The 12,811-nt window shown below is 51.6% G+C and carries 10 protein-coding genes; 5 read left to right on the forward strand and 5 right to left on the reverse strand.

The features are described 5' to 3' along the window. Positions 1-63: 63 nt before the first annotated feature. The 4 genes from BLQ88_RS28085 to BLQ88_RS28100 all read left to right on the forward strand — a co-directional run bounded on the left by BLQ88_RS28085 (position 64) and on the right by BLQ88_RS28100 (position 8,080). On the forward strand, positions 64-1,842 hold the full coding sequence (locus BLQ88_RS28085; RefSeq protein ID WP_090156337.1) for a DUF885 domain-containing protein: 1,779 nt from the start codon (positions 64-66) through the stop codon (positions 1,840-1,842). Between the two features lie 212 nt (positions 1,843-2,054). Beyond that, positions 2,055-4,373: a PSD1 and planctomycete cytochrome C domain-containing protein gene (locus BLQ88_RS28090; RefSeq protein WP_090156338.1), complete on the forward strand. Its 2,319-nt coding sequence runs from the start codon at positions 2,055-2,057 to the stop codon at positions 4,371-4,373. A gap of 31 nt (positions 4,374-4,404) precedes the next feature. Continuing rightward, on the forward strand, positions 4,405-5,859 hold the full coding sequence (locus tag BLQ88_RS28095) for a DUF1501 domain-containing protein (protein WP_090156339.1): 1,455 nt from the start codon (positions 4,405-4,407) through the stop codon (positions 5,857-5,859). Positions 5,860-5,905: 46 nt separating this feature from the next. Next, positions 5,906-8,080 carry a c-type cytochrome domain-containing protein gene (locus BLQ88_RS28100; RefSeq protein WP_090156340.1) on the forward strand — a complete coding sequence of 725 codons (2,175 nt, stop codon included), beginning with the start codon at positions 5,906-5,908 and terminating at the stop codon, positions 8,078-8,080. Here the strand turns inward: BLQ88_RS28100 and BLQ88_RS28105 are convergent, their stop codons facing one another. The 4 genes from BLQ88_RS28105 to BLQ88_RS28115 all read right to left on the reverse strand — a co-directional run bounded on the left by BLQ88_RS28105 (position 8,081) and on the right by BLQ88_RS28115 (position 10,437). Beyond that, positions 8,081-9,259, reverse strand: coding sequence for an AGE family epimerase/isomerase (locus BLQ88_RS28105; protein WP_090156341.1), 1,179 nt, complete (start codon positions 9,257-9,259; stop codon positions 8,081-8,083). 64 nt (positions 9,260-9,323) lie between these two features. Further along, positions 9,324-9,758: a type II toxin-antitoxin system VapC family toxin gene (locus tag BLQ88_RS28110; RefSeq protein ID WP_176885132.1), complete on the reverse strand. Its 435-nt coding sequence runs from the start codon at positions 9,756-9,758 to the stop codon at positions 9,324-9,326. Then, positions 9,758-9,997 (reverse strand): hypothetical protein, encoded by a 240-nt coding sequence (locus tag BLQ88_RS36875; protein WP_176885133.1) that lies wholly within the window; start codon positions 9,995-9,997, stop codon positions 9,758-9,760. Before BLQ88_RS36875 ends, BLQ88_RS28110 begins: the two co-directional genes overlap by 1 nt. Positions 9,998-10,110: 113 nt before the next feature. After that, positions 10,111-10,437 (reverse strand): hypothetical protein, encoded by a 327-nt coding sequence (locus BLQ88_RS28115; protein ID WP_090156343.1) that lies wholly within the window; start codon positions 10,435-10,437, stop codon positions 10,111-10,113. A gap of 124 nt (positions 10,438-10,561) precedes the next feature. On the opposite strand from BLQ88_RS28115, the gene BLQ88_RS28120 reads away from it, so the two are divergent. After that, on the forward strand, positions 10,562-11,848 hold the full coding sequence (locus tag BLQ88_RS28120; protein WP_090156374.1) for a PQQ-dependent sugar dehydrogenase: 1,287 nt from the start codon (positions 10,562-10,564) through the stop codon (positions 11,846-11,848). 73 nt (positions 11,849-11,921) lie between these two features. Here BLQ88_RS28120 and BLQ88_RS28125 read toward each other — a convergent pair whose 3' ends face one another. Continuing rightward, a complete protein-coding gene (locus tag BLQ88_RS28125) occupies positions 11,922-12,806 on the reverse strand; it encodes a cyclase family protein (RefSeq protein ID WP_090156344.1) in 885 nt (294 codons plus the stop codon). Positions 12,807-12,811: the final 5 nt, after the last annotated feature.

Raw genomic sequence — 12,811 nt, forward strand, 5'->3', positions numbered from 1 at the left:
GGAGAACTTTGATTTCTTCCGGCACTTTTTGTTTACTTTACGATGTCTCAACCAACATCGTTCATGAAAAAACTGGTTTATTACGCGTTTGCCGCCACGGTCCTGCTCATTCAGGCCTGCCAGAAAAAATCAGAAAAAGCAGAAGGTACTATGCCACCGATTAGTGAAGTATTCGCCCATTATTATGAAGAAAGGCTTCCCCTTTATCCCCTGGAAGCGACTATGAACGGTGATAACCGTTACAATGACAAGATGTCCGACGACCTCTCGCAAGCAGGTAAGGCGCGGATGACCGCTTTTTACAGAAAGTATCAGGACGAGCTCGCCAAATACGACCGCGGAAAGCTTACCGACGAGGAAAAGGTGAGCTGGGACCTGATCGAATGGGAATGCAGCATTAACCTGGAAGGCCTGAAATACCCGGTGGAACTGATGCCGATCAACCAGATTTTCTCGACACACCTGATGATCGGGCAAATGGCGAGCGGGAGCAGCATTCAGCCTTTTAAAACCGTAAAGGATTATGATAACTGGCTGAAACGGGTAGACGGCTTTGTGGTATGGTGCGATACCGCCGTGGTGAATATGCGTCAGGGGATAAAGCAGGGCTACGTTTTGCCTGCACCCCTGATTAAGAAGGTAATCCCGCAGTTTGCGGATATGGCAGGCGGGCCCGTGAAAGAGCACCTTTTTTATACGCCTGTCAAAAATTTCCCGAAGGACTTTTCAGAGGAAGACAAGGCCAGGCTTGAAAAGGAGTACGCAGCTATGGTCGAGTCGAAAATCATCCCGACTTTCCAGAAAATGCAGGTTTTCATGGAAAAGGAATACCAACCGGCTGGCCGTACGACCGACGGCTTCTCGGCGCTTCCGAATGGCAAGGCTTTGTATAACTATTACATCAAGTACTACACGACCACCGAGCTGACGGCGGACGAAATTCACGCCACCGGGTTGAAGGAGGTAGCCCGCATTTCAGCGGAAATGGAGAAAGTGAAGGCCCAAGTAGGTTACCAGGGCGATTTGAAATCGTTTTTCAATGCGGTGCGGGGCAACAAGAAACTGATGCCGTTCACCAAACCGGAGCAAGTGATTGCGCATTTCAATGAGATTCATGAGCGCATGAAGCCCAATCTCACGAAACTTTTCGATCTGACGCCCAAGACACCGTTCGAAGTACGCCGGACCGAAGCATTCCGGGAGGCTTCCGCATCGGCCGAGTACAATCCGGGGCTGCCCGACGGGTCCCGCCCGGGTGTGTTCTACGTGCCTGTACCGGCTGCGACGGAGTATAATGTGGTTTCCGACGAAAGCCTTTTCCTGCACGAAGCCATTCCGGGGCACCATTACCAGATTTCGCTGCAACAGGAAAACACCGCATTGCCTGAGTTTCGTAAAAACCTGTGGTACAGTGCTTATGGCGAAGGCTGGGCATTGTATACCGAGTCGCTGGGCAAGGAGCTGGGGCTTTATACCGATCCTTACCAGTATTTCGGGATGCTCAGCGCCGAAATGCACCGCGCCATCCGCCTTGTAGTGGATACCGGGCTGCATTCGAAAGGCTGGACGCGCGCGCAGGCCATTCAATATTCGCTGGATCATGAAGCGGAGTCGGAGGAAAGCATTACCGCGGAAGTGGAGCGTTACATGGCGGGTGCCGGACAGGCATTGTCGTACAAGATCGGCCAGTTGAAAATCCGCGAGCTCCGTTCGAGAGCTGAAAAGGAAATGGGTACGAAGTTTGACATCCGCACATTCCACAAACTGGTGCTCGAATCGGGCTGCGTGCCGCTTAAATTGCTGGAAGAGAAAGCAAATGCCTGGATAAAGGCAGGGAAGTAAGGTGTAGCAGAATATTTTGATCGTAAAAGAGCGATGTCGGTGCGGCATTGCTCTTTTTTGTTTGGGGAGAATGTAAAATAATTCTGGACGAGCAGTATAGAACAGGATAGTTTCTGCTTATGAATTGGCATTATTGCTTCAATAAATGTGCATTTTTTTAGTTAAATTTATATACTGGGTAAAAAAATGTCACAGAACCTGAACCCAAGATGATGTATTTAAGGACTAGTTTTTTGCTGCTGGCCGGAGCGGTTGTAGTTGCTTTGGGCTTTCAGTCGTGCGACAATAAGCCGGGCGGTGGTGCCGAGGAGAAACTGCCCGAGCAGGTGAGTTACAACTTCGATATCAGGCCGATTCTTTCGGATAAATGCCTCGCCTGCCACGGCCCGGATGCGAACAAACGGGAAGCGGGCCTTCGCCTCGACGACCCGGTAAGTGCTTTCGCGGCATTGAAGGACAATCCGAAAGCACATGCCCTGGTAGCAGGCAAACCCGACAAATCGGCGGTGTATCTGCGCATTACCACGGAGGATACCACCCTGCGGATGCCGCCGCCAAACTCCAACCTCAAATTATCCCAACGCGAAGTCGACCTGATCGGCAAATGGATCAAACAAGGTGCGAAGTATGAAAAGCACTGGGCTTTTGTGTCACCGAAAAAACCGAAGTTGCCGGAAGTAGACCATGAGGATTGGGCTAAAAACGAAATCGATCATTTTATTCTCGAAAAACAGGAGCAGAAAGGCTTGGAACCCAGCGCGGAAGCGGATAAGGAGCGTTTGCTGAAACGCCTCAGCCTCGACCTGAACGGCCTGCCGCCGAGCTTGCAGCTGATGGACGAGTTCCTGGCCGATAACAGTCCGAATGCGTATGAGAAAGTAGTCGATAAACTGCTCGCCAACCCTACTTACGGTGAAAAAATGGCGATCCACTGGCTCGACCTCGCCCGTTATGCGGATTCGCACGGTTACCAGGACGACGGCTACCGTACCCAATGGCCCTGGCGCGACTGGGTGATCCACGCATTTAACAAAAACATGCATTATAATGATTTTGTAACCTGGCAGCTGGCCGGCGACCTGCTTCCTAATTCCAGCAAGGAACAGCTACTGGCAACCGGTTTTAACAGAAACCACAAAATCACCGAAGAAGGCGGCGTGATTCCCGAAGAATACCGCATTATGTACGTCACCGACCGCAACGACCTGTTCGGCAAAGGCCTGCTGGGCGTAACGCTCGAATGCGCGCATTGCCACGACCATAAGTACGACCCGTTCTCGCAGAAAGAGTATTACCAGATGTTCGCGTTTTTCAATAATGTGAATGAGGTCGGTATCGAATCGGTGATCGGCGGGCCGGAGACTTATGCGAAAAAGCCTTTGATGGAGATCAGTAACGAAGAGGCCAAAAATATCCTGACTTTCATCAACAAGCCCGATACCAACCGTCTTATCGTGTCGGTGATGGGTGACCTGGACACTTTGCGCAAAACTTATGTGCTCAAACGCGGCGCTTACGACGCCCTGGGAGAAGAAGTGCAGGCCGGTACCCCAGCGGCAATTCTCCCGTTTGACAAAAAATATCCTAAAAACAGGCTGGGGCTTTCCCAATGGCTGTTCGATAAGCGTAATCCGCTCACAGCGAGGGTATATGTGAATATCCTCTGGCAGGAATTCTTCGGAAAAGGCATCGTCAAAACCTCCGGCGATTTCGGGATGCAGGGCGAGTTGCCTACCCACCCCGCATTGCTCGACTGGCTCGCAGCGGATTTCATGGAGCACAATTGGGATATCAAACGGTTTGTGAAACAAATGGTGATGTCCGCCACTTACCGGCAATCGGCCGTGGTGACGAAGGAACATCTCGCGAAAGACCCTGATAATGTGTACCTCGCACGCGGATCGCGCTACCGCATTCACGCGGAGTTTGTGAAAGACCTCGTACTCGCAAGCAGCGGGTTGCTCAACCGCACCATCGGCGGGCCCAGCGTGAAGCCGTACCAGCCTGTGGGCTTGTGGGAAGGGGCTACTTCGGGCCGTGGACTATTATCCGTCTACAACCAGGATCACGGCGCAAGCTTGTACCGCCGCGGCATGTACACGCTCATCAAACGCACCGTTCCACCGCCCACAATGGCTATTTTCGACGCCAGTAATCGCGATTTGTGCGAAGTAAGGCGCCTGAAAACCAATACGCCGTTGCAGGCGCTGGTGATGATGAACGACCCGACGGTACTGGAAGCCTCCCGGGTGCTGGCAGCCAGGCTATTGCAGGAAAATAGCAGCACGGAAGACAAGATCACGAAGGCATTCAGGCAGATCGTGTGCCGCAAGCCGAGCCAGAAAGAACTGGAAGTGCTTACCGGTTACTATGCGAAGGAGTTGAAAGAAATTCAGCCTGCAAAAGCCGAGAAAATGGTGTCGGTAGGAGAGTACCCGATCACCAAAAAGGTGGACGCGAAGGCGCATGCTTCATTAATGCGCGTCATTTCCATGATTTACAATTTGGAAGAAACCATCACGAAATCATAAACGAAAGCCGCATTGCCGGCGACGGATGACAATGGAAAAGGAAATCATTGAACACGGATTTAGTTTCAACAGACGGCGGTTCCTGTCCACGATGAGCCTCGGGATCGGTAGCGTGGCGCTGGGCTCGCTGCTCATGCCCGACCTGCTGAAAGGTGGAGGATTGGAAGAGGAAGGCCTCGCTCCCGGTATTCCGCATTTCGCTCCGAAGGCGAAGCGGGTGATTTACCTGTTTCAAAACGGCGCCCCGTCACAGCAGGAGCTTTTTGACTACAAACCGAAACTTCGCGAAATGTTCGGGCAGGAAATACCGCCATCCGTGCGTGGTACGCAGCGGCTTACCGGTATGACGGCCAACCAGGCATCGTTTCCGCTCGTGGGTTCTTTTGTGGATTTCAAACAATATGGCCAGTCGCAGGCGTGGGTGAGCAACCTGATGCCTTATACCTCGAAAATCGTGGATGACCTTTGCTTTGTACGTTCGATGTACACCGAGGCGATCAACCACGACCCGGCATTGACATTCCTCCAAACCGGTTCCCAGCAGGGCAACCGGCCGAGTATGGGCTCCTGGCTGAGTTACGGGTTGGGTAATGAAAACAAAAACCTGCCGAATTTCACGGTATTGCTGTCGCGTGGCGTCGGTAATGGGCAAGGGGTGTATTCCAAATTATGGTCTAACGGATTCCTCGACTCCGTGCACCAGGGCGTCCAGTTTAGCAAGGGCGAAGACCCGGTCCTTTACCTGCGCGACCCCGAGGGAATGGACCGCAAAGAGCGCCGCGATATGCTCGACAAGCTATCGGAGCTGAACGAAATGTCGTACCAGGAGTTTGGCGACCCGGAGATTTCGGCCAAGATCAAGCAATATGAAATGGCTTATCGCATGCAGACGGCCGTGCCGGAAGTAATGGATTTGTCCAAAGAATCGGATGATATTATCAAACTGTACGGGCCTGAATGCCTCGTTCCGGGTACGTACGCGGCCAACTGCCTGCTCGCGCGCAAGCTGTCGGAAAACGGCGTGCGGTTTGTACAGCTCTATCACCAGGGATGGGACCAGCACGGCAACCTGCCGTTTGAAATAACCAAACAGGCGATGGACGTCGACCAGGCTTCCGCTGCATTGGTTACTGATTTGAAGCAGAGAGGATTGCTGGACGAGACGCTGGTGATCTGGGGCGGGGAATTCGGCCGGACGAGTTATACCCAGGGCAAGCTTACCACCGACAACTACGGACGCGACCATCACCCGCGCTGCTTTACCGTCTGGATGGCCGGAGGTGGTATCAAACCGGGTATTGTGTATGGCGAAACCGACGAGCTCGGCTACAATATCGCCAAAGACCCCGTGCATGTACACGACTTCCAGGCTACGATACTGCACCAGCTTGGCTTGAACCACGAGAAACTGATATTCAAGCATTTGGGTCGGCGTTACAGGCTCACGGATGTGTCGGGCAAGGTGGTAAGGGACATTATCAGCTGATTTTTTCGAGATGTAATCATTGGTCAATTTTTTGGTGGAATTTTAAATGCATTTGAAACTCAGGGTTTTCGCGGAACAGTTACTGGTTGCTGCCAATATTTTCGTATTGTTTCTACTGCTCTTCGAAAGCAAACTCGTGATCCCGGCATGGCTGCAAACCATCGGCCGGATGCATCCGCTCATTCTGCATTTCCCGATCGTGATCCTGCTGCTGGCTATGCTGCTGGAATTTTTCCGTTTCAAGCCGGAATATGCGGGCAATGCATTCTATCGCAATTTCCTGCAAGGCCTGTTGCTGATAGGCGCCCTTTTTGCGGCGGTGACGGTGATTATGGGCTTGTTTTTGTCGCGCGAGGAAGGTTACGAGGGCGCGACCCTGACCTATCATAAATGGACCGGCGCGGGAATCTTCTTTTTCGCCTCCATTATTTACTGGGTAAGGCATGCAAGATGGTACAAGTCGGTTGCGGCGAAGGCCGGCGCGTTGCTGACGGTGGTCGCGCTCGTGCTCACCGGGCATTACGGGGCCGCGCTTACGCACGGGAGCAACTTCATTTGGGAGCCCATCGATCATAAACGCGAAGTGGCGGAAGTTCCATTGGACCAGGCTATTGTGTATACCAATGTGATCAAGCCGATCCTGGAACAGAAATGTACGAGCTGCCATAATCCCGATAAATTGAAGGGTGAACTGATCCTCTCAGACCCGCAATCAATCATCAAGGGTGGGAAGTCGGGCAAGCTGATTGTACCGGGTAACCCACAAATGAGTCTGCTGTTGCAACGGGTGCATTTGCCGATGGAAGAAAAGAAGCACATGCCGCCATCGGGGAAGGCGCAGCTTACTTTGCAGGAGATTTCACTGCTCACATTATGGGTTAAGCAGAAAGCGGATTTCAACAAAAAACTAACCGATTTGCCCGAGTCTGATTCGCTGCGCATGCTCGCGACCGCATTCCTGCAACCGCACACGCAGGAGGAGGAATACGATTTCCCGGCTGCCGATGAGGACAAAGTCAAAACGCTCAATACCGATTACCGGACCATATTGCCCTTCGCCCGCGAGTCGCCGGCGCTGGCTGTGAACATTTATAATGCATCGGCCTACAATGTGAAGCAGCTGGATGAGCTGGACGACATTCGTAAACAGGTTATCTCATTGAACCTGAATAAAATGCCGGTCAAAGACGCGGACCTGAAAAGCATTGCGAAGTTTGAAAACCTCCGCAAGCTCGATCTCAATTTTACCGATGTTACGGCAGCCGGTTTGAAGGATCTTGCGACATTAAAGCATCTGCAAAACCTAACATTGTCCGGTACTAAGCTGGATTTGAATGGTTTGAAGGGTGTATTGCCGCAATTGAAAAGTGTCAAAACGGTGGCTGTTTGGGATACCAAACTTTCGGCTGCGGACGTACACCAGTTGCAGCAGGCCAACAAAAGCATCGACATTATCGGTGGCTTCAAAGACGACGGGAAGAATCCGTTGAAACTCAATCCGCCGCAAATGAAGAATGCATCGCCTATTTTCGCGCAATCGCTGGTGGTGGACATTCAGCACCCGATCAAGGGCGTGGATGTACGCTTCACCATGGACGGCTCGGAGCCCGACAGTATCAATTCGCCATTGCTCGACCACAAAACCGTCATCAACAGCAATGCCAGTATTCGTGCCAAAGCCTACAAAAATGGCTGGTATGGCAGCGATATGGCCACTTTCGATTATTTCAAGAGCGCCTACCAGCCCGACAGCGGTACATTACTCTACCCGCTGAACCGCGTGCACCAGGCCGAGGGCGTGAAGACATTTTTTGATCATAAGTTGGGTGTTATCGGTGCTAACAATCCCGCCTGGGCCAACAACTGGGCGGGGGTTAGGGATAACGACATGGCTTTTGTGTCGGAATTTAAAAAGCCGGTAATGCTTTCGTCGCTCGGCGTGCGTTACATGGTGGAAGAAGATACCGGCATTTTTCCGCCCGAACTGGTCGAAATTTGGGGCGGTACCACGCGCGACAATATGAAGCTGCTTACGAAATTCAAGGCGCCGATGCCCGTGAAAGGGGAGCGGGCTTCATTGCAAAGCGTGGCGGGGTCGTTCAAGCCGCAACAGGTTTCGTACATTAAAATCGTGGCGAAGCCCCTCACCAAAATACCGGCGTGGCACCGCAGCAAAGACAAGCGCGCATTGCTGCTCGTCGACGAAATGTTCCTCAATTAATTACGCTTTGCCGAGCCTGCGCCACATTTCCGCGCAGGCTCGCGCATTGTGGTAAGGGCATTTCCAGAAGTTGATCTTGTCGCCCTTCACCGGCGTGCCATCCTCTTTCACAGTGCCAAACCATTCGCCCCTTTCGTGGTCGACGAATTCGCCGACAATGTAATCCCAGCTCTTTTCGGCTTTGGTTTTGAACTGCGGATCTTTCGTGAGCTGGTAAGCATTGTAAAATCCTACAAGCTGCTCTGCCGCTACCCACCAGCTGCGATCGGTTTGGGTATGCTTCGTTTCGGGATCGTATTCGTAGTTCAATGCGCCGTCGGGTCCGAGGCCTTTCGACGCGGCAGTAGCCATAGCAATGGCTTTCTTCTTCATCCGGGCGATCAATTTTTCGTCGTGCAGCACTTCCGCCGTCTCGAAAAGCAGCCACGAAGCCTCGATATCATGCCCGAACGAAACGATATGGTCTTTCGCTTGCCATTTTTCATCGAAAAACAGCTGCATTGTTTCGGTTTTCGGATTCACAATGTGGGTAATGATCGCGTCGAGCATTCCCGCGGTTTGCTTTTTGAGCTTTGCATCCGGCCACACGCTGTACAGGTTGGTGTAGGCTTCTACGAGATGCAAATGCGTGTTCATGCTCTTATTCCAGGGGCTTTTGCTCAAAATGTAGTCGTCCGTAGCCGACCAGTCGCGGGCAAATGCCTCCCGGTAACCGCCATTCACCGGGTCGAATGCATGTTTTTCAATGATTGCAAAAAGCGATTGCGCCTTTTCCAATGCCGGTTTGAAATGCGTGACGCGGTAGTACTCCGCCAGCCCGTACATCGCGAATGCATTGCCGTAAATCTGCTTCTTCGTTTCCAGCGGCGAGCCATCCGCATTTACCGACCAGTACACACCGCCATATTCGGTATCAAAAAAGCTTTTAACCAACTGCTGATAAGCCCTGTCGGCCAGCGTCAGGTATTTCGCCTCTTTCAACAACCGGTGCGCCAGTGAGAACGTCCATAAAAGCCGCCCGGTAAGCACCACCGAACGCGCCGAGTCCTTTACCGGCTGATTGTCATAATTAACCCTTCCATAAAACCCGCCCTTCTCCGGATCCGGCCCATATTTTTCCCAATAATCGAGAATCGCTACAAACTCTTTCTTAAATGCGTCGGGCGTAAATGCAGCCATGGTTTCGGGTTGGTTTTTTAGGGAAAAGCAACCCGGGGCGGGTTCATACTTGTTGCCAAAGTTCTTACCTGGCTGCGATTGGCAGCTGCTCCTTTACGAGTAATGATTCTAGCAATTTATCGGAGGTTACAAAAAAATCCGCCTTGTCTCTCAGGGAAATGGCCGTCGCAAGCTGAATGCTATCGAGTGACCGGAGGCCATCCGGTCCATACTTGTTCAGCAATCCACAGGCGTAGCTAATGATATGGTTATCCAAAGGCATGAAGGTGAACTGTACGGCGTCTTCTTCGAACCAGACAGCTATTTGTCGAACAATCTCTGCGGTCAGTTCTCCCAGCCTCTGTTTCTTCCAAAGAGCCGACAGGAACTCGACGCGGGTCAGTTCGGAAAGGAAAATCGAGGAAATGGAGTTTTGGACAATGATGCTTTTGAAGGAGTCGCTATCCTTTTCTTCATGATATAGCTTAATCAATGAAGAAGTATCCAGAAACAGGCGCATCAGGCATTCCGTCTTTGGGAAATAACTTCTTCGGCTAGTGAGCCTTTCAGGTTTTTCAGTAGCTTCCGGCTCTTGTCGAATGAGAAATCGCCCCATTGCAGCGTCTTCCGATCTGTTTCGCCCGGAGTTTCAACTTCAATTTCAGGAAATGTAACGATCACTTTCGACGGGAGGCCAATCCGCGGATTCGAATCCAGATGGATTCTTCCGTTTTGATAAGTTCCTTTAATTTCAAGCATAGCGGTATATAGTTTCAAGATGAAACATAAAGTTACTGTTTTTCAGCAATTGAATCAATAAAAAAAGCCCGACGCATCGCTGCATCAGGCTTCGAAAGAAATTCAATCCCACGTCAATCCCCCTGGTTTTCTTCCTGGCTTTCGTGGTTGTCGCCGCCGAGGCTGTAATAGTTGTTTTCCTCGTCTTCCCGGCCGATTTCTTCGTCTTCATCGTCGTATTCCGAGCCCGGTACGTCGAGATCGTCGCCGGTGAGGTCGTCCTCGAAGGATTTTTCGTTCCAGTCGTCGGCGTCTATATCAATGGGGCGTTTGGTATGCGAAACATCTTCCGGATCGATCTCGGAGTCGATCAGGCCCTGGCGGAAAACGTCTTCGTCCGCAGGATAATTTCCGGGAAGGTCGTCATCATATAGTTCGTCGTCTTGATCATTTGGGTTCATAACTGTAATGGTTAAGTGTACTAAAATCGGGTAGCCGGTTTTCTGTTTTCGGGGTATTGATTAAAAAAGCATTCCCGAACGCTTTTACCTAAAATAAATGTTTTTCACCCAATTTTACGATTGCATGCAAAGAAAATTAATCCGGTCGACCGGAGCGCTGGCAGTGCTGGCTGCCACAGTGGCAACGAGCGCAGCGTTGTTTGGTTACCGCACCGAAACCCTCGAAAAATCCCCCCTCTACACGCCGGTCGAAGCAAAAGAACTGAAACTACCCGCGGGCTTTTCGGCCACGGTGCTTGCCACTGACCTCGGTGCTACCCGGCATATGGTGGTGGGTAAAAACGGCGACATGTATGTAAAGCTTTCCAAACTCAAAGACGGAAAAGGCATTTATCTGCTGCGCGATACGAACGGAGATGGCGCAATCGACGAGCAGAAGCTTTTCGGCGACTACCCCGGTACAGGCATCGCGATCAGGGACGGCTATTTGTACAGCTCTTCCAACAAAGGTGTTTTCAGATATAAACTGAATGAAAAGGACGAAATCATCGATTTTGATAAATCGGAAAACATTATCAGCGGACTGACCGACCACGGCCGTGATAATGCGAAGCCACTCGCGCTCGACAGCAAGGGAAATATCTACGTTACCGTTGGTTCCTACAATGACAATTGCCGCGGAGCAGGGTCGGCGAAAGGCATGTCGCCCTGCACGATCCTCGATTCGGCAGGCGGGATCTGGCGTTTCAAGGCCGGGCAGCTCAACCAGCAGTTTTCTGACGGTACCCGCTATGCAACCGGCGTTAAAAATGCCGTTGGGATCGATTGGGACAACAAAACCAATGCATTGTATGCCACCACGCACGGCCGCGGCAAGTTCGACGACATGTACCCGCAATATTATACGCCCAAGCACAGCGCCGAGCTGCCTTCCGAAACGCTTTACCGCTTAAAAGAAGGCGACGACGCGGGCTGGCCATACATTTATTACGATCATTTCCAGAACAAAAAAATGCTGGCGCCCGAATACGGCGGCGATGGCAAGAAGACAGGCGGCGAGAAGGCGATCGATCCGCTGGTGGCGTTTCCGGCGCATTTAGGGCCCAATGCATTGATGTTCTACACCGGAAATATGTTCCCGGCGCGGTACCGCAATGGCGCTTTCATCGCTTTTCACAGCCAGTCGGCGGAGCTGAAAAAGGGTTACCTCGTGGCATTTGTGCCTTTCGTGAATGGTAAGCCGGGCAAATGGGAGATTTTTGCCGACAATTTCGCCGGCACCGACCTCGCCAAACCCACTGGCCCGATTCAGCACCGCCCATGCGGCCTCGCACAAGGCCCCGACGGCGCGCTGTACGTGACCGACGATTTGAATGGGACGATTTTCAAAATTGCCTACAAGAAGAAGTAGGCGTTCAATTAAAAACCGGGATTGATAGTTTTAACGCTACCAGTCCCGGTTTTCAAACTTTGAACTAATCACTTTATACTTTTGACAACGTAGCAAACGCCCGTACCGGGAATGTTCCTACGCCTTTGAACTTGGGCGGCACCGCGCTGAACAGGTAGCCCGAAGCAGGTAGTTTGTCCAGATTGCAAAGGTGCTCGCATATCAGGATTTCGGCGCCGAGCAAAATGGTGTGTACCGGGCGGCTGTTGCCACGGGTATCGTCGATGTTATGGCTGTCGATGCCTACGAGTTTCACGCCGCAGTCGCGCAGATATTCGGCCGCTTCACGCGTGAGGAACGGGTGGTTTTCGAAATAGGCTTCCGTATTCCAGTTTTTCGACCAGCCTGTATGCACAATCACCGCCTTGCCACGGATTTCAAGGTTTTGGAAAAATTCAATACCGATTTCCACAGCACCCGTCGCGTCGATCGTGACCGCATCGAGGTTTGCAAATGCCTCCAATGCAACTTCCGAAAGGTCCTTTCCATGCGCGTAGCGGTGAAACGGGCAATCGATATAAGTACCCGTGTTACTTACCATTTCAATTTTCCCGATCTGAAACTCGGTACCTTCTTCGTACCGGCCTTTGGAGTCTTCCCTGCTTAAAAAGTCGCAGATTACCGGCGCCGGAAGGCCTTTGTAAGTGACTAATCCGTCAAAAATCGTGTGACTCAGGTCGACGAGCAATTCCGCCGACGGCTCATTGAGCGGCTGGCGTTTATGTTTTTCCTGAATATAGAATTTATTGAGGATCTTAACTTTGCCTACCATCAACAACCTGAGATCATTGATAATATAGTCGGCCAGTTCGGCATCGGTAATGGTTTCGCCGGCGATATCCAGCCGGAAATCCTGTCCCTGAATGCCGCCGCCATTGGTAAATTCAATATCAAAGTCAAAAACTACCCGGTGATCCATCAGTC

The organism is Dyadobacter soli (genome assembly GCF_900101885.1).
GTDB classification, from domain to species: Bacteria; Bacteroidota; Bacteroidia; order Cytophagales; family Spirosomataceae; genus Dyadobacter; species Dyadobacter soli.